The sequence below is a fragment of the Gordonia hankookensis genome (assembly GCF_014673215.1).
Lineage (GTDB): Bacteria > Actinomycetota > Actinomycetes > Mycobacteriales > Mycobacteriaceae > Gordonia > Gordonia hankookensis.
Genome location: NZ_JACWMS010000002.1, coordinates 1015516 through 1035403, shown reverse-complemented (window position 1 = coordinate 1035403; position 19888 = coordinate 1015516). Strand labels below are relative to the sequence as shown.

Below are 19888 nucleotides of genomic sequence, written 5' to 3'. Positions count from 1 at the left end.
TGACCTAAGCTCGACGCATGGAACCCGTCTACGACGCTGTGATCACGACCGCACGACTGTTGTGGCTGGCCGAGGGGCTGAAGTTCACGGTGTCCGGCGTCGAGAACGTGCCGAAGGACGGACCGGGTGTGGTGGCCATCAACCACACCGGCTACATGGACTTCACTTACGCGGGCATCCCGGCGTTCCTGCAACATCGCCGGAAGGTCCGTTTCATGGCGAAGAAGGAGGTCTTCGACAACAAGATCTCCGGACCGATCATGCGTGCGCTCAAGCACATCCCGGTGGACCGCGGGAGCGGCGCGCAGAGCTATCGGGACGCGGTGGACTATCTGAAGCGCGGTGAACTCGTCGGGGTCTACCCGGAGGCGACCATCAGCCGCAGTTTCGAGCTGAAGGACTTCAAGTCCGGAGCGGCCCGCATGGCGCTGGAGGCCGATGCCCCCATCATCCCGACGGTCATCTGGGGAGCGCAGCGGGTGTGGACGAAGGGGCATCCGAAGAACCTGGGCCGCAGCGGCGCCAAGATCATGATCGGCGTGGCCGAGCCCGTCGAACCGGTGGGCAGCGCCGAGGAGATCACCGGCCGCCTCCACAAGGTGATGAGCGAGAAGCTGCTCGAGCTACAGGATGCCTATGGCGAACATCCCCACGGCGAATACTGGGTGCCCGCGCGGCTCGGCGGCTCGGCCCCCACGCTCGAGGAGGCCAACCGGATGGACGCCGAAGAGCAGGCCGCCAAGGCCGCCAAGCGGGCGCAACGGGACGCACCGGACGGGGAATCCTGATCGTTCGCGCCAGATAGGCTTGCCGTCATGGAACCGGTCTACCGGACGCTCGAGATCATCGCGCACGGCCTGGTCCGTGCGCAGGGTCTCGACCTGCGGTTCTCAGGACTCGAGAACATCCCGCGGACCGGGGGTGCGGTCCTGACCGTCAACCACACCGCCTACACCGACTTCCTGCCCGCCGCCCTGGGGATGTACCGGGCCGGCCGCCGCACCAGGTACATGATCAAGTCCGAGGTGATGGACATCGCGATCATGCGATTTCTGGTGAACCACACGAAAACGGTGCCGGTGGACCGTTCGGTCGGGGCGGAGGCGTACCGGGCGGCGGTGTCGCGGCTGCGGGAGGGTGAGATCGTCGCCGTGTATCCCGAGGCGACCATCAGCCGTAGTTTCGAGCTGAAGGAGTTCAAGACCGGCGCCGTGCGGATGGCCGTCGAGGCGCAGGTCCCCATCGTGCCGTCGATCGTGTGGGGCGCGCATCGGCAGTGGACGAAGACGAAGACCGGTTCCCGCCAGATGGGCCGCAGTCATCTCCCGGTGTCGGTGCGATTCGGCAAGCCGCTGACGGTCCGGCCCGATGAAGGCCCGGACGAGGCGACCGCGCGGCTCAAGGAGACGATGAACACCCTCCTGCACGAGGTGCAGGACACGTACGGACCGCACCCGGCGGACGCCTTCTGGGTGCCGTCGAGACTGGGCGGTTCCGCGCCGACGCCTGAGGAGGCGCATGTGATCGAAGATGCCGAGGCCGTCGAGAAGGCGGCCGCGCGCGCAGAGAAAGCGCGTGGTGAGCGGTGACCCGAGATAACCTGGGCACCAAGGAATTCGGTCCACCCACGCTGATCGCCACCGACGTCGACGGCACGTTGATCGACGACCGCAACCGCGTGTCCGATCGCACCATCGAGGTCGTGGGCCGTGCGGTCGACGCGGGGGTCGAGTTCGTTCTGGCCACCGGCCGACCACCCCGCTGGATCGCCGAGATCACCGATCAGTTCGAGGGAACCGCCGCGAAGGTCCGCTACGCGGTGTGTGCGAACGGTGCGATCCTCTACGACGTCGAGCACGATCGGGTGATCTCCGCGGCGACACTGGATTCCGACACGTTGGAGAAGCTGGTCGAGCGTGCCCATCGGCAGATCCCGGGCTGTGGCATCGCGGCCGAGCGCGCCGGCCGGTCGGCCCATGATGCTGCGACGCTTCCGTTCGTCGCGACCGCCGGATACCGGCACGCGTGGCTCAACCCCGACCACATCGAGGTCGGCGATGACGAGGTGTACGCCGAGCCGGCAGTGAAACTCCTTGTCCGGCAACCGGACCTGCGCAGCGATGAGATGGCGGCCCGTCTGCGCGACGCGATCGGCGGGCTCGCCCAGATCACGTTCTCCACCGACAACGGGCTGATCGAGTTGTCGATGCCGGACACCCACAAGGCCGCGGGACTCCAGGATCTCGTCGGCCTCGCCTGCTTGCGCGACACATCGACCATCGCGTTCGGGGACATGCCCAACGACGTCGAGATGCTCACCTGGGCTCATCACGGCGTCGCGATGTCGCATGGTCATCCGGCGGCGCTCGCCGCTGCCGACGAGGTCACCATGACCAACAACGACGACGGCGTCGCCCGAGTCCTCGAGCGCTGGTTCTGACCCCTCTCCCCACTCCCAAACCCAACCCACCCCAACCCTCCCCTCCCACCCCCAACCCCACCCCGCAGCCGCGACGGTTTCCGTCATCCGCGACGCCCGTAAGGGGGCGCGGTTGCCAAGAACCGTCGCGGCTGCGGGTGGGGTTGGGTTGGGAGAGACTAGTTGGCCATGGACCGGATGGCGGTCAGTGCGCCATAGCCGAGTTCGCCTGGGCAACTGGTGTTGTTGTAGTCCCGGTGCCCGCTGATCGCCGGCAGACTGGTGACCGCTCCGGCGGGGAACTTGCTGTCGGTGAACGGTTCTGCGGTGAGCTGGGCGCTGCCCAGGCCGTTCACGCCGGCCTTGCCCAGCCGCCAGCGGAGGAACCGCGCGACCGACGAGATCATCGCGGGGGTGGGTGCGACCTGGTCGAGGTTGCCGATCATCGAGACGCCGACCGTCGCCTTGTTGAAGCCGCCGGTGTGGGTGCCCTCGACGTTGCGGTCGAGCCCGCCGAACGCTCCTTCGAAGATCTGTCCGTACTTGTCGACGAGCACGTTGTAGCCGATGTCGCACCAGTTGAGAGTGCGTGCGTGATAGGCGTAGATACCGCGCACGATCTCCGCGGACTGCTCCGGCGTGTAGTCGTTGCTGCCCGCGGTGTGGTGGACGATGGCCGCTCGCGCCGCGGGTGAATAGGTCGGCTGCGAACAGCGGATTGATTCGTCGGCACCCCATTGCGCGCGGGCGACCACCGACGGGCCGCCCAGCAGTGGGGTCAACAGCGAGGAGCCCAGCGACAGCAGACTCTCCGGGCTGACCAGCGTCGCCGTCATGGCCGACATGGCACTGGTCAGCAGCTTCTCGACCACGGCACTCGCGGTACCGATGCCCCACTCGACGAGTCCCCCGCCCGGAGCTTGGGCGGCCGGGATGGCCAGCCCGTCGTCGGTCACGGCCACCTGGACCTCGCGGGCGTCGCCCACCCAGACGGGCTCGGTGCCGGTCGGGTGTTCGGGAGACGGCGCGCGTGGGTTGTCGACAGGCTCGAGCTTTGTCCAGTCACCCCAGCTGCCGTCGGAGTGCTTGGCGCGCAACAGCATCGACGCATCGATGGCGCGATCCCAGGTGAGTGCAACCATCTTCAGGGGTTTGTCCCCGACGATGTGTTTGACGGCCGCACCGACAGGTCGGTCGTCGGCCTCGGGGAGTGGAACTCGCGGATCGGGTTCGGGAAGTCGGATTCCCGCTGCGGCGAGCCCTGATTCGGCGATGTCGAGAACCGCCGACGGTACGTCGGCCAGGCCGAGCTCGTCGATGGTCGTCGTCGGGATCTCGCGGTGGCGGTCGGTCGGGCGCGGGTCCGACCCGGCGATGACGACGGCGAACGGACTCGCGACGATCGCCGCGGCCACGGAGGCGAGCACGATCGAGGGTCTGGGGCGGGATCTGCTGAGGCGGGGGCGGCGCATGGTTCGCCATCGTGTCGGCGGGCGGGTGCACCGTCCACGCCGCGCGCCGAGTCTGCGAAACTCGTGATGCGGTTGTTATCTCCTGGGGTTGATGATTCGTCGGATAGTTCACTAGGGTCACAACAGTCACACCAGTAACACGCACTCCGATGTACGAAGCAGTCCAAGCCGCACGGAAGGTCTTCGGAAGACGTTGGTCAGAGCACGCCCTCGGTACGCCCGGACCCGATCGCTGTCCTTTGCTGCGATCGGGCTGGCGCCTGTGCTGATCGCCGGAGGTGTGATGGTGGCCAACGAGGCGAAGAGGTCGTCGGACGACATCGCACTCACGGCCGGATCGCAGATCACCCTCATCGGGCACGGTCTCGGGCACGGACGTGGGATGGGACAGTGGGGTGCGTTCGGCTACGCCCGCAAAGGCTGGTCGGCACAACAGATTTTGCGCCACTATTACGGCGGCACCACCGCGGGGAAGGTGGACAGGCCCGAGATCTCGGTCATCCTGACCGGTAAGAACTCGGTGAATGTGCACGCGGACGCCGGTATGCGAGTCGGTGGCCAAATGGTGGCTCCCGGGCAGGCGGTCAGCTTGTCCGGGAACACCGCCACCATCACCACCGGCTGCGGTGGTGGTCCGGTACGGACGGTGACCGCGCCGTCGGTGGAGCCGATCAACATGGGACCGAGCCGGCCGGCCAACGAATTCCTCAAGATGTGCGGATCGAACCAGGCCTACCGCGGTGCGCTCGGATTCGACGGCGGGCGGGTCGTGAACCGCCTCCACATCGACGACTATGTCAAGGGCGTGATCCCGAAGGAGAGTTCCCCGGGATGGGCCGACGCCGGTGGCGCCGAGGCGCTCAAGGCGCAGGCCGTCGCTGCACGCACCTATGCGCTGGCCGCCATCGCCGGCGGCAAGAAGATCGACGACACCCAGAACTCCCAGGTCTACGGCGCTGTCGCGAGCGAGGACCCGCGCACCAACCGCGCCGCCGATGCCACCGCCGGTCAGATCCTGCGCCAGGGCGGGCAACCGGCCTTCACCGAGTTCTCCTCGTCCACCGGCGGATACACGGCGGGCGGCCGATTCCCCGCGGTGCGCGACGACGGCGACTCCGCGTCGCCGAACCGGAACTGGACGGCGACGGTGAACGCAGGCAGTGTCGGCGCCGCGTTCGGCGTGGGTGCGCTGCGCAGCCTCGATGTCGTCGAGGCGAACGGGCTCGGTGCCGAGAACGGTCGCGCGGTCAAGGTCCGCGCCGTCGGCTCGTCGGGCACCCGAGAGGTCTCGGGCGAAGAAGCGCGCACCATGCTCAAACTCAAGTCCTCCTGGTTCGCCGTGCAGGGGCAGGTGGCCAAACCGAAGATCGTCAAACCGCCGACAGGCCCCGACGGTCCGGGTGGCGGTTCGTTCGATCTCGGCAGCCTGAGCTCGCTACCCGACAAACTGATTCCGGGTTCGTCGCAGCTGCTCTCCATCGGGACCTCTGCGCTGAACGGGAAGTTCGACGACCTCGGTGGCGTCACCGGCCCGCTCGGCCAGGCGATCGGCGTTCCGAACCTGACCCCCGATGGTGCAGGTGTCATCCAGCTGTTCCAGCGAGGGCTGATGTTGTTCAGCGAGCAGACCGGTGCGCACGCACTGATCGGCAAGGGGCTCGCCGACTACCTGGTCCGCGGCGGCCAGCCCGTGGTCGGATTCCCGCGGTCCGACGTCCTGCGCTGACTCGGTGGCCCGACCGACTACTCGGGCCCCGACTCGACGATCCGGGTGGCCACCTCGACGAGTTTGATGTTGGCGTCCTGCGACAGGCGCGACAACAGCCGGAAGGCCTCGTCGGCGTCGATCCGGTAGCGCTCCATGATCATCCCCTTGGCCTGGCCGATGATGTCGCGCGAACTGAGCGCCGCCCGGAGCTGCTCCTTCTCCCGGACCGCGGAGAACGCGACCGCGCAGTGGGCGGCAAAGAGCTCGCCGACGGAGATGGCATCGGCATCGAACGCATGTGTCTTCGGGCTGATCAGGTTGAGGGCACCGAAGTCGCGGCCGTCGATGTAGAGGCAGAAACACGCCATCGAGCCGATGCCGAGTTCGCGCGCTGCCGCGGCATACTGCGGCCACCGCTGCTCGTGCCGCATGTCGTCGATGAAGATCGTGGTGTCGTCGATGGCCGATCGTACGCAAGGGCCTTCGTTCAGTTCGCGCTGAAGGTCGTCGGACTTCCCGGCGATGTCGCCGACGATCACCGGTGTCTCGATCACACCACCGGTCACCAGGGTCACGCTCGCATATTCCGTCCCTGGTACGGAGTCGACAGCCGTTTTCGAGATGCCCCGCAGAACCGTCTCCGTGTCGAGGCTCTCACTGCGGAGTTCTCGGATGATCTCGGCCATCTGGACGGTGTGATCGGTTCTCATGCCGGCTCCTCGGCGCCATTCCCGGTCTGGGCCGGGTGGTGGAATTGACACGGTCAGCCTACGAGATCCTCGCGCTGGGCGACCGATCCTCTCGACTCTCGTCCGAAGAGGTCGAGGCGAAGATCCGCATCGCGATAACCAGCGGAATGGACGAGGTCCGAGTCGAGCAGACGGTCGTGGACGTCGTCCCCGGACTGCGGGTACTCGGAAACCGTGTGACGCCAGTGTACGGCGACGACCTCGCCATCCGGCGAGAGCGAGCGGGGCAGCCGCCGGACGAGGTCGTCGAGCTGAGTCGGCGTGAGGTAGTAGAGGATCTCGCTGAGCACGATCAGGTCGAACTCGCCGTCGGGCCAGTCGACGACGACGTTGCCCGTGAGGACCTCCACGTGGTCGCTGTGCCGGGCCAGGCGTCGCCTCGCGAATTCGGTCGCCCGGGGACTGAGATCCATGCACACGAGGTGGTCGGCGCAGAGTGCGAGTTCGGCACTGAGCACCCCGATGGAACAGCCCGGCTCGAAGGCGCGGCGGTACCGTTCCGACGACAGTGACGCGAGGGTGAGCGCGTACTTGCGGCGTTCGTACCAGCGCTCGGTGAAACCCCAGGGATCGTCGGCGACGGCGTACATGTCGTGGAAGTAGTCGTCGGAGAGCGGTTGTGACGCCGGTGACGGTGTCGATGGGGCTGGCCGGCCGGTCATGCGATCACGAACTCCCACGGTCGGGTGAGGTGTGCCAGGACATGCGGCGGCAGGATGGCGGCATCGGCCGGGTCGGGTGACAGCGGGTTGATCTGGGTGTCGAAGGAGCGGATGGCGGCATGCTTCACGGCGAGCACCTCGGGGTCGAGGCGATGGACCAGCACGCGGTCCCACGGCACCGACGAGTCACCGGGCACCACCCGGTGCCACATCCAGATCGGATACATCCACAGCGGCAGACGTCGACGGCGGGCGACCTCGGTCGCGCAGCGTCCGACCGCGTCGTGATCGGGATGTCCGTCTCTCGACCACACCGACAGCAGGCCGGTCGTGACGTCGGGCCGGTCGTCGAGGACGGCGTCGACGATGCCTGCCATCGTGTGCGTCTGTTCGGTGAGCCCGCCGTCGCGCAATCCGAACCAGCGCGGTGTCGCGAGGCCCAGCAGTGCGGTCGCGGTCTCCAGCTCGACGTGGCGGCGGGTCGCCAGCTGTTCGGGCGTGAGGGTCCGCGAGCCCGGGTGGGAGGCGCTGCCGTCTGACATGCAGATGACCTCCACCTCGATGCCCGCGACCGCGGCGGACGCCATGATCCCGCCCGCTCCGAGCACCTCGTCGTCGGGGTGAGCGCCGAGCACCACGAGACGCTCGACGTCGAGCTCCAGGGGCGGCCACGGCGCGCGATCCTGCAGCCAGCGCTGCCACTGCTCCTCCGGGGTGCCGTCGTCGCAGACCGGGGTCACCGCCAATTCCCCGGCCGCGCCCGGCGCCGGGCCCGCCGGGTTCATCGCAGGATCTCCGCCGGGATCGGGCGAGGGACGACGGTCGAGGTCCCGTCGCTGTTCCCGGGCACAGGATTCCCGGGCACCATCGACGACGGTGGCTGCTCGTCCGAGGAGTGCCGCTCGACCGCGAGCCTGCCCAGCTCCACGAGATCTCGATCGGCGTGCGACTGACGGATGTAGACGGCGAGGTCCGCGACGGCACGCGAGTGTTCGCGGTCGTGGACGAGGGGCCCGGGACCGAGTGCGCGATTGACCCGGTCGATGACGGCGGTGGCTATCTGCTCCACACCCCATCGCACCTGATGGGCGGTCAGACGCGCTGCCGCCGCATCCTTGGGCGCGGCATCGACGGCGATCGCCGCCTGCTCGAGCATCGACCGGCCGCCGGCCAGCATCGCGTCGACTGCGCCGAGATGCATCAGGGTGAGGTCGTCGGCGTGGTGGTCACCGTTCGGCCGTTGCGTCCGCTGATAGAGAGCCCCGGCGACCTTGCGGGCCCCACCGAGCCAGCACGCCGCGACACCGATGCCGCCGTGCCAGAAGCCCGGCCGGCTCAGATACTGACCGGGCTCGCCGATCGGGCGCGCGAGCGCCCGGTCGAAGCGGGCGCTACCGGTCTCGGTGCCCCGCATCCCGGCAGCTGCCCAGCCCCCGCGTTCGGCGCGCACGGCAGGCTGTCGCAGGTCGATCGCGAACAGTCGACGATGCGACCCGTGGTTCGCCGTCACGAGGGCGTGCGTACAGGCCGCGACGCCCGAACACCATGGCTTGGCGCCGGACAGGAGCCAGCGCCCTGAGCCGTACTCGGCGCTGACCCTGGGTTCGGGCGGTTCGGCCGCCCACACGCCCCACAGCTCGTCCGGCCCGACACGTTCACCGGCGATCTCCGCGAGGATCGCGTCGGCATCGAGATGGGCCTCCACGAGTCGTCCCACCGAGATGTCGCGATGACAGAAGTCGGCGAGGGTCCGCAACCGGATCGCGGTCTCGCCGCGACCCGGTAGTGGGACATCCAGCGCGCCCTCGTTGACGATGCGGTAGGCGAGTGCGGGAGCGTCGACGATCACGGTGACACCTTTCGCGCGGGTGGGTCCTGGCGGCTCAGGATCTCGAGTTGATTCAGGTAGGCGGCGAATCCGGCGTCGGTGCGACCGTCGGCCCGGGTGGACGTGATCACCGGCGACCGTCCACTCCGGTCGATCCGTGCGCCCGCGGCCCGCAGGCGCCGGATGAGATCGACGTCCTCGTCGCCGGTGCGGGCGGCGAAGCCGCCCACCCTCCGGTACCAGTCCGCGCGGACCCCGAGGTTGGCGCCGTGGACGTGGAAGTGCCCGTCGCCGGGCAGGTAGCGGTCGCCGAAGATGAGCGCGGTCCGCGGTGACCAGCTGTCCCAGTTCTTCGGGGTGATCGTCCCGACGAAGGCGTCGGCGCCGCGACCGGCGACGTCGAGCTGCGTCGCGAGCCAGTCGGGTGGCACCTCGGAATCGGCGTCGGTGGTGGCGAACCAGGTCCGGTGGGCGTTCGGGATGTCCAGATGGGGTGCGAACCCGCTCCGGCGCGCAGCCCCGACCGACCGGGCCGTGCCGATGACGGTCGTCACATGCTCGGGGATCAGCCCGGCGGATCCGTCCGTACATGCGTCGAGCACGACGACGAGCTCGACCGGGACGGCGACCCGGCTCGTCGCGTCGTCGAGGGCGGCGATGCATGCCGGCAGCAATCGTTCCTCGTTGTGCGCGGGGACCACCACCACGACGCGGTCGGGCGCAGGTCTGTCGGGAGAGGAAACGGGAAGAACGACCACGGGCAGCCCCTGAACTCAACGCTGGATGTCCAGGCCCGATGGCTGCAGGCCGAGTGGGTCGAGAATACCCGCGTTCGGACGCTTCGTCACGGGCGTACTCGCCGCGACCGGCGGTCGGGACGTGTGCACGGCGATTACTCAGGAAGGGTCCGTTACCCTGAACTCCCGTGGCAAGCAATAGTCAGGGCACCGACACCGGCAGCGGAACCGAAGGCCCCGTCGATCTGATCGTCGTCGGATCCGGCTTCTACGGCCTCACCATCGCCGAGCGGGCGGCGACCCAGCTCGACAAGCGGGTCCTGGTCCTCGATCGGCGTCATCACATCGGCGGCAACGCCTACTCCGAGCCCGAGCCCAGCACGGGTATCGAGGTGCACAAATACGGTGCGCATCTGTTCCACACCTCCAACAAGCGGGTGTGGGATTACGTGAACCAGTTCACCGATTTCACCGGCTATCAGCACCGGGTGTTCGCGATGCACAAGGGCCAGGCCTATCAGTTCCCGTTGGGTCTCGGGCTGGTCGCACAGTTCTTCGGTCGGTACTACGGACCGGACGAGGCGCGGGCCCTCATCGCAGAGCAGGCGGCGGAGTTCGATGCCAAGGATGCGGCGAACTTCGAGGAGAAGGCGATCAGCCTCATCGGCAGACCGCTCTACGAGGCGTTCGTCAAGCACTACACGGCCAAGCAGTGGGAGACCGATCCCAAGAATCTGCCCGCAGGCAACATCACGCGGCTGCCGGTGCGCTACACCTTCGACAACCGGTACTTCAACGACGCCTACGAGGGCTTGCCGGTCGACGGGTACACCGCATGGCTGGAGAAGATGGCCTCCGACGACCGCATCGAGGTCCGGCTGAACACCGACTGGTTCGACGTGCGCGACGAGCTGCGTGCCGCCAGTCCGGACGCCCCGGTCGTCTACACCGGACCGCTGGACCGCTACTTCGACTATTCCGCGGGCCGGCTGGGCTGGCGCACACTGGATTTCGAGACCGAGGTGCTGCCGACCGGCGATTTCCAGGGCACCCCGGTGATGAACTACAACGACGCCGACGTGCCGTACACGCGGATTCACGAATTCCGTCACTTCCACCCGGAGCGGGACACCTACCCCGACGACAAGACCGTGATCATGCGCGAATACGGCCGGTTCGCGAAGGACGACGACGAGCCGTACTACCCGATCAACACCCCGGACGACCGCGCCATGGTGGCGCGGTACCGGGATCTCGCCAAGTCCGAGACCGCCACGCACAAGGTACTTTTCGGCGGCCGGCTGGGCACCTACCAATACCTGGACATGCACATGGCGATCGCGAGCGCGCTCACCATGTTCGACAACACGCTCGCTCCGCACCTCGCCGAGGGTGCACCGCTTGCTGAAGAGGTGGAGTAGATGACCGTGACCCCGGTGGATCAGACCGACATCCCGGAAGCGGGCTCCGCACCGTCGAAGGCGAAAGCGCTTCTGCAGCGGGTCATCTTCCCGCGGCCCGGTGAGCCGATCGACGTGCGATCGTTGTATCTGGTGGAGTCGGAGGACAATTCGCGGCGCGCCCATGCCCCGAGCCGGACATCGGTGCTCGTGGGGGCCGAATCCGAGGTGAGCTTCGAGACCTACTTCAACGCCTTCGCCGCGTCGTACTGGCGGCGTTGGAGCATCCTGGAATCGGTCGTCTTGCGTGTCGAGGTGATCGGCACCTGTCGAGTCGACCTGTACCGCTCGAAGATCGACGGTTCTCGGATCGGCATCGGCGGTGACCTCGTCGCCACCGACGAGACCGGCCGCGGCGTCGCGGAGTTCGAGCTCGACCTCGGACCGTTCGAGGACGGCGGCTGGATCTGGTTCGACATCACCAGCGACACCGACACCGAGATCGTGGCGGCGGGCTGGTACGCGCCGATCGACAGCCCCGCCGGGCCGGACACCCGTCGCGTCACCATCGGCATCCCCACCTTCAACCGGCCGACCGATGCGGTGAATGCCCTGGCGGCCTTGACATCCGACCCGCTCGTGGACGAGGTGATCGACGCCGTGCTGATGCCCGATCAGGGCACCCGCAAGGTGATCGACGAGCCGGGATACAGCGAGGCGGCCGGAGCGCTCGGCGACCGGCTGCACATCTTCGAACAGCCCAACCTCGGCGGGTCGGGCGGTTACGCGCGGATCATGTACGAGGCGTTGCGGCTCACCGACTCTCCCTACATCCTCTACATGGACGACGACATCATGATCGAGCCCGACTCGATCCTGCGGGCGCTGGCGATGTCCCGATTCGCCAAGACCCCGATGCTCGTCGGCGGGCAGATGCTCAACCTGCAGGATCGCAGTCATCTGCACTGCATGGGTGAGGTGATCAACCGGCACAACTTCATGTGGACCGCCGCGCCGTTCGTCTCCTATGACCACAACTTCGCGAAACATCCACTGCGCGACCGGGAGAACTCCAAGAACCTCCATCGGCGGATCGACGTAGACGGCAACGGCTGGTGGATGTGCATGATCCCGCGCGAGTGCGCGGAGTCCATCGGGCTGCCCATGCCGCTGTTCATCAAATGGGACGACTGGGAGTTCGCGCTCCGCGCTGCTCGGGCCGGCTATCCGACGGCGACCGTTCCGGGTATCGCGATCTGGCACATGGCCTGGAGCGACAAGGATGACGCCATCGACTGGCAGGCCTATTTCCACCTGCGCAACCGATTGGTGGTCGCGTCGCTGATCCAGGACGGCCCGATCGACGGGATCCTGAAGTCGATGGTCAAGGCGACGTCGAAACACCTTCTGTGCCTGGAGTATTCGACAGTCGCGATCCAGAACGAGGCGATCCGCGACTTCCTCGCCGGACCCGATCACATCCGGGATCTGCTGCCGACCGCGCTGCCGAAGATCGCCCAGATGCGCAAGCAGTATCCCGACGCCGTGGTCTTGCCGTCGGCGACCGAACTCCCGCGGACCAGCGGCGAGGCGACCCACCTCGGCACCCGGGTGCCGGTGGGCACGGTCGCCAAGATCAAGTCTCTCGCGGCGGCCGTGATCAACAACGTCCGTCCGGCCGACCCCCGTCATCATGAGGTGCCGCAGGCGAATTATCCGCCGATCGAGGCGCGCTGGTTCAGCCTCGGCCGCGTGGACGGGGTGACCGTCACCACAGCCGACGGCCGCGGTGTGGTCTACCGGCAACGTGACCGTGACAAGATGATCGCGCTGGCCAAGGAATCGGCCGCACTGGTGCGAGAACTGCGCGAGCGGTTCCCGCAGATGCGCGAGACCTACCGCGCCAAGCATCAAGAACTGACGAGTCAGGAGAGTTGGGCGCGTGTCTTCGGAATCGACTGATGCACACCGCGCGGAGGTGAACGGCGTCGTCGGGCCGAGCAGCGGCGAGGCCGGGTTCCTGGTCCGTCTGCAGTCCGCGATCGCCGATCGGCCCGCTGTGGTCCCGGCGGCACGGGGTCTCTCGCATTTCGGCGAGCATTCGCTGGGATGGCTGGCCGTGGCGGGCACCGGCGCCGCACTCGCGCACCGTCGCGGGGACACGAATGCCCGGCGACGATGGATCGAGGCCGGGGTGGGGGCCTTCGGTGCCCACGCCGCATCGGTCGTGATCAAACGGGTGGTCCGGCGTCCCCGACCGTCACATCCGGACATCCGCATCGGGGTCTCCACCCCCAGTAAGTTGAGCTTCCCGTCGTCGCACGCCACGTCGACGACGGCCGCGGCGATCCTGCTCGGTTGCGCCGCGGGTCTGCCCCCAGCGGTGCTGCCGGCCGCGTTGGTGCCCCCGATGCTGCTGTCGCGGCTGGTCCTGGGTGTGCACTACCCCACCGATGTGCTCGCCGGAGCGGCGATCGGAACCGCGAGCGCGGCCGCCGTGGTGGCGGGTGACAGACTGTTCGCGACATCCAGGAACGAGATGAGCCCGAGGACATGAGCGAAGAGCCGATCGAGCACGAACCGGTGCTGGGACCCCCGAAGAATCTGGCGACCGGTCTGATCAAGGCCGTTCGGCCGCGACAGTGGGTCAAGAACGTCCTCGTCCTCGCGGCGCCACTGGCCGCGGGGAGCGTGGGAGACGGCGATGTACTGGGTCCGGTGGCGATCGCGTTCGTCGCGTTCTGCCTCGCCGCCTCGTGCATCTATCTCGTCAACGACGCCAAAGATGTCGAATCCGACCGCAACCACCCGACGAAGCGCTTCCGGCCGATCGCCGCGGGCGTGGTGCCCGTGCCGCTCGCCTATGGCCTGGCGGCAGTGCTGTTCGTCGCTTCGCTCGGCATCGCCTTCATCGCCAACTGGCAGACCGCATTGGTGATCGCGATCTATCTGGCCATCCAGTTCGGTTACTGCTTCGGGTGGAAGAACCAGCCCGTCATCGACATCTGCATCGTGTCGTCGGGATTCCTGTTGCGTGCGATCGCCGGTGGCGTTGCGGCCGAGATCGCCCTCTCGCAGTGGTTCCTGCTCGTCATGGCGTTCGGCTCGCTGTTCATGGCGGCCGGCAAGCGGTACGCGGAGCTCCAGCTCGCCGAACGTACCGGCGCCAAGATCCGTAAGGCACTGCAGTACTACACGACGACCTATCTGCGTTTCGTGTGGACGGTGGCCGCCACCGCAGTCGTCGTGTTCTACGGACTCTGGGCCTTCGACAAGAACTCTGGGCACGACACCAACGTCGCCTACGCCATCTCGATGGTCCCGTTCACCATCGCCATCCTGCGCTACGCCGTGGACATCGACGGTGGCCAGGCGGGTGAACCGGAGGAGATCGCGCTCGGGGACCGCGTCCTGCAGTTGCTGGCCGTCGCCTGGTTAGTATGCGTGGGTGTCGCGGTCTATGCAGTCTCCTGAGCACTCGTCCTCCGCCCAGGGTCCCACCACCGACGTCGATTCCGACGAGTCCGACACCGAGAAGTTCGAGGCCGCACCGCGCGAAACCGCCGACGGCAACGGCGATCCCGCCGAGAGCACCCGGGGTCCGGCCGACGGAACCGTGACGACCCGCACCGGCGTTCGTGGCTGGGGTCCTCGGCAATGGGTGCCGGCCATCAGCTTCGTCATCGGGGCCGTCACCACGGCGACGTTCTTCGCGATCGGTGCGTGGCAGCGACGCTGGATCGCCGACGACGGGCTCATCGTCCTGCGGACGCTCCGCAACCTGTTCGCCGGCAACGGCCCGGTGTTCAACGCCGGTGAGCGCGTGGAGGCCAACACCTCGACCGCGTGGACCTACCTCTTGTGGTTCTGGGCCTGGGTCACCGACGGTCAACTCGAGTACGTCGCCCTCTGGGTGGCGCTCGTGCTGTCCGTCGCGGCGATCCCGATCGCCATGTACGGCACCGCTCGACTGTTCGGCACCCGCCTCGGCGGACTCGGCGGCGACGGGTGGACCCTCCTGCTGCCGTTGGGTGCGATCGTCTACATCGCGCTGCCGCCTGCGCGTGACTTCGCCACCAGCGGACTGGAGAACGGACTCTGCATCTTCTGGGTGGCGGTGTTGTGGTGTCAGCTGGTCGCGTGGAGTCGACGCCGCGGCAGTGGCGCCTCCTGGCCCGGGCGGGCGGCCACGATCACGTTGGCGTTCACCGCGGGACTCGCGCCGTTGATCCGCCCCGAGTTGACCGTTCTCGGCGGCCTGGCGCTGCTGCTCGTGCTGCTGGCGCCGTCGTCGTGGAAGATGCGGATCGCCATGGTGGTCGCCGCGGCCGTCCTGCCCGTGGGGTATCAGATCTTCCGGATGGGCTACTACGCCCTGTTGGTGCCGAATCCGGCCGTGGCCAAGGACGCCAGCGGGTCCAAGTGGCATCAGGGCTTCATCTACGTCGGCAACCTGTTCGGTCCCTATGTGCTGGTGCTGCCGGTCGTGCTGGCCGTCGTCGCCGGGATCATGATCGTCGTCGGGAACCGTATGCGGGTCACCGACGACGGCCTCTCGGACGGCGATGCCCCGGGCGCCACCGATCCGCGCTCACGGCCGGCGCGGTGGTCGGCCTCTCTGCAGAGCTCGACCGCAGTGGTCGTCATGATCCTGGTCGCCGGGCTCATCAGCGGCGTCTACTGGATTCGGCAGGGCGGCGACTTCATGCACGGGCGCGTCCTGCTCGTACCGTTGTTCACCCTGATGTTGCCGCTGATGGTGATTCCGGTCACCATCCCGGGCCACGTTCGCGCGGCCTTCCGTCGCACCCCCGCGACCGCCGATCGCGCGCGGCGCACGCGAGTCCAGCTCGTCGGCTCGGTCGTCATGGCGGCCATCTGGGTCACGACGCTGGTCTGGGCCATCGACAGCCACGAGAACGTCCTGCCCAACGCCGGTATCGACATCGGTCGCAGCGGGATCGTCGACGAGCGTCGCTTCTATACGACCAACATGGGCAACCAGAATCCGGTGACCGCGGAGGACTACCTCGACTACCCGCGTATGCGCGCGATGGTCGAGTGGATCGACAAGTACCACAGCCAGGGCGGGGTCATCCTGCCGTCGTTCAACTACGACGAGTGGTACATCGCCAAGCTGCCCGGCGACATCCCGAAGGACAAGCGAAAGCTGTCGGTCTACTTCCTCAATCTGGGCATGACGAGCATGAACGCCCCGCTCGACGTCCGTGTCATCGACCAGATGGGCTTGGCGTACCCGCTAGCGGCCCATACCGAACGCCTCGAGGACGGCCGGATCGGGCACGACAAGGTGCTGCCGTCGGAATGGGTGGTCGCCGAGGCGCACGCCTTCCCCCGTAAGCCGGTGCTGCCCGGCTATCTCGACGAGGACGTCGTCCGGCAGGCGGAGGTCGCATTGACCTGTCCGGAGACCAAGGACCGTTTCGAGTCCTATGAGGGCCCGTGGACCTTCGCACGGTTCAAGAGCAACCTCAAAGAGTCGTTCAAGTTCACCGACTACCGAATCGAGCGGGACCCCGAGTACGAGATCCAGCGGTGTGGGTTGGAGATGCCTCCGCGCATCCATCCGCGCTGATGATCTCGTCGCTCCTGGTCGTCGGATCGGCAACGGATCGGCAACAGTTCGGTTTGCCGTTCAATATCTCGAATCGGTAACGTTCGGCGGGATCTGGTCGATAGACCAGCGTGACCAGGACACCCGTGCGCTGACCCGCCACCGAGGGGTCTCCCTGGCTCTTGTGACTGCTGTCACAGGGTTTGTCAGGGTAGGGGGTTTGCAATAGGCTCCCAAAACGGTGCTGATCGGCCCGATGTCGGCCGATGGTCGAGTCGTTCACGACTCGATCGAGCACCGGTTCGGGGAGGGCCAGCGGCCGGGTGTCGTAGAAGAACCGGTCGGGCCGGGGACAGAAGGTCCCCGACCTGACAGGTGACAGAGGGAGAAAACAGTCGATGCGCGAAGGTGCTGCCAAACCGCGGACGACCGGCCGGACGAGTAGTCGTTTCGTCGCCGTGTTCGTCGCGATGGCGACAGTGATCGGACTCGCCGGAGTAATCGGGGGAGCGGGCCAGGCGAACGCCCGAATCGGTGGGACATCGGTCGGACAAGAGCAGTTCTTCGTGAACGGCTGCGGCATGCCGAACGTGAAGGTCCGTGCCTGGAAGCGTCCGGGCAATTACAAGACCGTCATCCTGCTCGACGGCATGCGCGCCCAGTACGACTACAGCGGCTGGGAGATCAACAGCAACGTCCAGGAGATGGTGCGCTCCGGCGTCAACGTCGTGGAGCCGATCGGTGGCCCGGCGAGCTTCTACTCGGACTGGGATGCGCCCAGCAATTTCAACGGCCAGAAGTACACCTACAAGTGGAACTGCGTCATCACCAACACCTTGGTCCGCGCCCTCGACGCGCGCGGCTACCGCGTCGGTGCCGGCCGCAAGTACGCCATCGCGGGTCTGTCGATGGGCGGTAACGCGGCGCTCGTGATCGGTGCGCAGAACCGCCGCAACTTCGACCGTGCGGCATCGTTGTCGGGCTACAACTTCCTGAACGCGCCGGGCATGCGCAGCGCCCTGCGTATCGCGATGCTGGACGTGGACCCGAAGCCGTGGAACATCGACAGCATGTGGGGCCCGCCGTGGAGCCCGCGCTGGTTCGACAACGACCCGTTCATGAACATCAACCGCATGCACGGCATGAAGATCTTCGTCGGCTCGGGCAACGGCCTGTTCGGTCAGTACAACGCCCTGCCGAACGTCTTCGACGACCTGTTCAAGGGTTCGACACTCGAGGTCCTGGCGTTCACGCAGGCCAAGGCCTTCGAGGCGGCCGCAGCCCTGCAGGGCCTGCCGGTGATGACCTACGACGCCAACGGCACCCACGCATGGGGCTACTGGCAGGACATGTTGTGGAACGCCAAGAACCGAGGCTTCTTCCGCTGATCGCGGACGGCGGGGCGACTCGCCGAACAACATAAGTCACACAAATCCCACGCGTAACAGCGTGGCGCACGCAAAACGGAACGCCCTACGTGTAAGAAACACGTAGGGCGTTCTGTTGTCTGTGAGGTTGATGTGACTTCTGGGGAGAAAGTTACCGACTCACCAGGGCAGACGCCGTGATGCTCAGGTGCGCGAAGGAGTTCGAGGGTGAAACGGCGAGTGGTTCGGCGTCACGAGACGCAGCAGGAACGGGGGCAGAACATGGTGATCGCCCGGTGGACGGCGGCCGGCGCGGCAAGTGCCGTCGCAGTGGTGCTCGTCATCGCGGCCGCGGTGGCCCCGGCGAGCGCAGAGCCCGCCGCGCCACCGGCTCCCGCGGCCCCGGCGGCTCCGGCAGCCCCGGCTCAGCCTCGCGAAGCCGCTCCGCCCGCTCCGCAGGCTCCGGCACCGGCACCGCAGGCGACCCCGGCCGCGCCCGCACCGATGGCTGCTCAGCCCGTCGGCGAGGTCAAGGTCACCAAGACCTACTGGTACTCGGATCGCCGTGTCGCCCTCTGGGTGCACTCGCCTGCGATGAACAACGACATCCAGGTGCAGATCCTGTTGGCCCGCGACTGGTGGGCCAAGCCCAGGCAGAGCTTCCCGCAACTGGTGACCCTCGACGGTCTGCGCGCCCAGGAGGACCAGAGTGGCTGGATCCTCAACACCGACATCGAGGACTTCTACCGCGACAAGAACGTCAACGTGGTGCTCCCGATCGGCGGCGAGTCCAGCTTCTACACCGACTGGAAGGACGGCGACAAGGGCAAGCTCTATCGCTGGGAGACGTTCCTGCAGAAGGAACTCCCGCCCGTCCTGGAAGGTCAGTGGCGGTCCACCGACGTCCGCGGCATCCAGGGCCTGTCGATGGGCGGCTCGGCGGCGATGATGCTCGCGGCCCGCAATCCGGGCTACTACAAATACGCGGCGTCGTTCTCCGGCATCCTGCAGATGACCTCGTACGGCATGCCGCAGGCCATCCAGTTCGCCCTGCGCGACGGCGGTGGCTACGACTCGATGAAGATGTTCGGTCCGCCGAGTGATCCGGCGTGGAAGGAACACGATCCCTACCTGCTCGCCGACAAACTGCGCGGGACGAGTCTCTACGTGTCGTCGGGCAACGGTCTGATCGGTCCGCACGACAAGGCCTCCGACATCCCGATGCTGGCCACCAACTACTCCGGCGTCGGCCTGGAGATCCTGAGTCGCGTCACCTCGCAGCAGTTCGCCATCAAGCTGAACCAGCTCGGAATCCCCGGGCAGGCGGTGTACCGGCCGTCGGGTACCCACACGTGGCCGTACTGGCAGTTCGAGATGGAACAGTCCTGGCCTCAGGCGGCCTCGGCGCTGGGACTCGGTGCCGATCGCCCCGCGTGCAAGGTCGGGTTCCGCAAGGTCTACGACGCCAATCGGAAGTCGCTCGGTGAATGTCTGACACCGGTGTACTCGGTGCCCGGCGGCAAGGCGCAGGACTTCCGAGGTGGCCGCATCATCACCGGGCCGAAGGGACCGAAGGTCATCGGCGGCGGCATCGGCGGAGCCTATGTCGGCGCAGGCGGCCCGGGCGGAACGCTCGGCCTGCCGACCAGTGACGAGCTCCCCACCCGAGACGGCAAGGGCCGGTTCAACACCTTCCAGCACGGCCGGATCGTGTGGACCGCCAAGGACGGGGCACGGGTCACCAGGTGACGAACCCGCGTCCAGGTCGCGAATCTGAGCGCAGGTCTCGCCCGTGCTGAGACTTCGCTGAGGAATCGGTGTGTTTCCGCAGGTCGGGCGGGTCACTGTGCCGGAATGGCACCGGTGAGCAGGTAGCCTTGCGGCAGGCCGATCGCCGGATGGCGAGGCGAGGCATCAGGTGAGAGCCAGGGCGGTCGGGGTCGATGGATCACCGTCGGAACCACTGTCCGG

17 protein-coding genes are annotated in these 19888 nt (G+C 67.2%); 11 read left to right on the top strand and 6 right to left on the bottom strand.

The features are described from left to right. Window positions 1–17: 17 nt before the first annotated feature. From IDF66_RS12030 to IDF66_RS12020, 3 genes are read left to right on the top strand one after another with little or no spacing between them, the layout of a single operon-like run. On the top strand, window positions 18–788 hold the full coding sequence (locus IDF66_RS12030) for a lysophospholipid acyltransferase family protein (protein WP_164309966.1): 771 nt from the start codon (window positions 18–20) through the stop codon (window positions 786–788). Window positions 789–815: 27 nt separating this feature from the next. Beyond that, on the top strand, window positions 816–1589 hold the full coding sequence (locus tag IDF66_RS12025) for a lysophospholipid acyltransferase family protein (RefSeq protein WP_190267004.1): 774 nt from the start codon (window positions 816–818) through the stop codon (window positions 1587–1589). Next, window positions 1586–2440, top strand: a complete 855-nt coding sequence (locus IDF66_RS12020; RefSeq protein WP_317628666.1) for an HAD family hydrolase — start codon at window positions 1586–1588, stop codon at window positions 2438–2440. The genes IDF66_RS12025 and IDF66_RS12020 overlap by 4 nt, the downstream gene beginning before the upstream one ends. Before the next feature lie 158 nt (window positions 2441–2598). Here the strand turns inward: IDF66_RS12020 and IDF66_RS12015 are convergent, their stop codons facing one another. Continuing rightward, entirely contained in the window at window positions 2599–3846 is a 1248-nt protein-coding gene (locus tag IDF66_RS12015; protein WP_387998614.1) for a peptidoglycan recognition protein family protein, read from the bottom strand. A 328-nt stretch (window positions 3847–4174) separates the two neighbouring features. On the opposite strand from IDF66_RS12015, the gene IDF66_RS12010 reads away from it, so the two are divergent. Next, window positions 4175–5617, top strand: a complete 1443-nt coding sequence (locus IDF66_RS12010; RefSeq protein WP_190267464.1) for a SpoIID/LytB domain-containing protein — start codon at window positions 4175–4177, stop codon at window positions 5615–5617. A 17-nt stretch (window positions 5618–5634) separates the two neighbouring features. Here the strand turns inward: IDF66_RS12010 and IDF66_RS12005 are convergent, their stop codons facing one another. From IDF66_RS12005 to IDF66_RS11985, 5 genes are read right to left on the bottom strand one after another with little or no spacing between them, the layout of a single operon-like run. Further along, entirely contained in the window at window positions 5635–6309 is a 675-nt protein-coding gene (locus tag IDF66_RS12005; protein WP_190267002.1) for a GAF and ANTAR domain-containing protein, read from the bottom strand. Window positions 6310–6362: 53 nt separating this feature from the next. Next, window positions 6363–7010, bottom strand: coding sequence for a class I SAM-dependent methyltransferase (locus IDF66_RS12000; protein ID WP_190267001.1), 648 nt, complete (start codon window positions 7008–7010; stop codon window positions 6363–6365). Next, window positions 7007–7795 carry a PIG-L deacetylase family protein gene (locus IDF66_RS11995; RefSeq protein ID WP_190267000.1) on the bottom strand — a complete coding sequence of 263 codons (789 nt, stop codon included), beginning with the start codon at window positions 7793–7795 and terminating at the stop codon, window positions 7007–7009. The genes IDF66_RS12000 and IDF66_RS11995 overlap by 4 nt, the downstream gene beginning before the upstream one ends. After that, window positions 7792–8859, bottom strand: a complete 1068-nt coding sequence (locus tag IDF66_RS11990; protein ID WP_317628665.1) for an acyl-CoA dehydrogenase family protein — start codon at window positions 8857–8859, stop codon at window positions 7792–7794. The genes IDF66_RS11995 and IDF66_RS11990 overlap by 4 nt, the downstream gene beginning before the upstream one ends. Further along, window positions 8856–9596 (bottom strand): glycosyltransferase, encoded by a 741-nt coding sequence (locus IDF66_RS11985; RefSeq protein ID WP_190266999.1) that lies wholly within the window; start codon window positions 9594–9596, stop codon window positions 8856–8858. The genes IDF66_RS11990 and IDF66_RS11985 overlap by 4 nt, the downstream gene beginning before the upstream one ends. 167 nt (window positions 9597–9763) lie before the next feature. Here IDF66_RS11985 and glf point away from each other — a divergent pair, with 167 nt between their 5' ends. The 7 genes from glf to IDF66_RS11950 all read left to right on the top strand — a co-directional run bounded on the left by glf (window position 9764) and on the right by IDF66_RS11950 (window position 19666). Then, the gene (gene glf / locus IDF66_RS11980) at window positions 9764–10996 is read left to right on the top strand and encodes a UDP-galactopyranose mutase (protein WP_190266998.1); all 1233 of its coding nucleotides are present in this window, start codon (window positions 9764–9766) and stop codon (window positions 10994–10996) included. Then, window positions 10997–12937 carry a glycosyltransferase gene (locus IDF66_RS11975; protein WP_190266997.1) on the top strand — a complete coding sequence of 647 codons (1941 nt, stop codon included), beginning with the start codon at window positions 10997–10999 and terminating at the stop codon, window positions 12935–12937. Continuing rightward, a complete protein-coding gene (locus IDF66_RS11970) occupies window positions 12918–13532 on the top strand; it encodes a phosphatase PAP2 family protein (RefSeq protein ID WP_190266996.1) in 615 nt (204 codons plus the stop codon). Before IDF66_RS11975 ends, IDF66_RS11970 begins: the two co-directional genes overlap by 20 nt. Further along, on the top strand, window positions 13529–14449 hold the full coding sequence (locus IDF66_RS11965; RefSeq protein WP_164309956.1) for a decaprenyl-phosphate phosphoribosyltransferase: 921 nt from the start codon (window positions 13529–13531) through the stop codon (window positions 14447–14449). Before IDF66_RS11970 ends, IDF66_RS11965 begins: the two co-directional genes overlap by 4 nt. Then, entirely contained in the window at window positions 14436–16571 is a 2136-nt protein-coding gene (gene zomB / locus IDF66_RS11960; RefSeq protein WP_223309428.1) for a flagellar motor control protein ZomB, read from the top strand. The genes IDF66_RS11965 and zomB overlap by 14 nt, the downstream gene beginning before the upstream one ends. 377 nt (window positions 16572–16948) lie before the next feature. Beyond that, window positions 16949–17938: an alpha/beta hydrolase gene (locus tag IDF66_RS11955; protein WP_164309955.1), complete on the top strand. Its 990-nt coding sequence runs from the start codon at window positions 16949–16951 to the stop codon at window positions 17936–17938. A gap of 261 nt (window positions 17939–18199) precedes the next feature. After that, the gene (locus IDF66_RS11950; protein ID WP_190267462.1) at window positions 18200–19666 is read left to right on the top strand and encodes an alpha/beta hydrolase-fold protein; all 1467 of its coding nucleotides are present in this window, start codon (window positions 18200–18202) and stop codon (window positions 19664–19666) included. Window positions 19667–19888 lie beyond the last annotated feature (222 nt).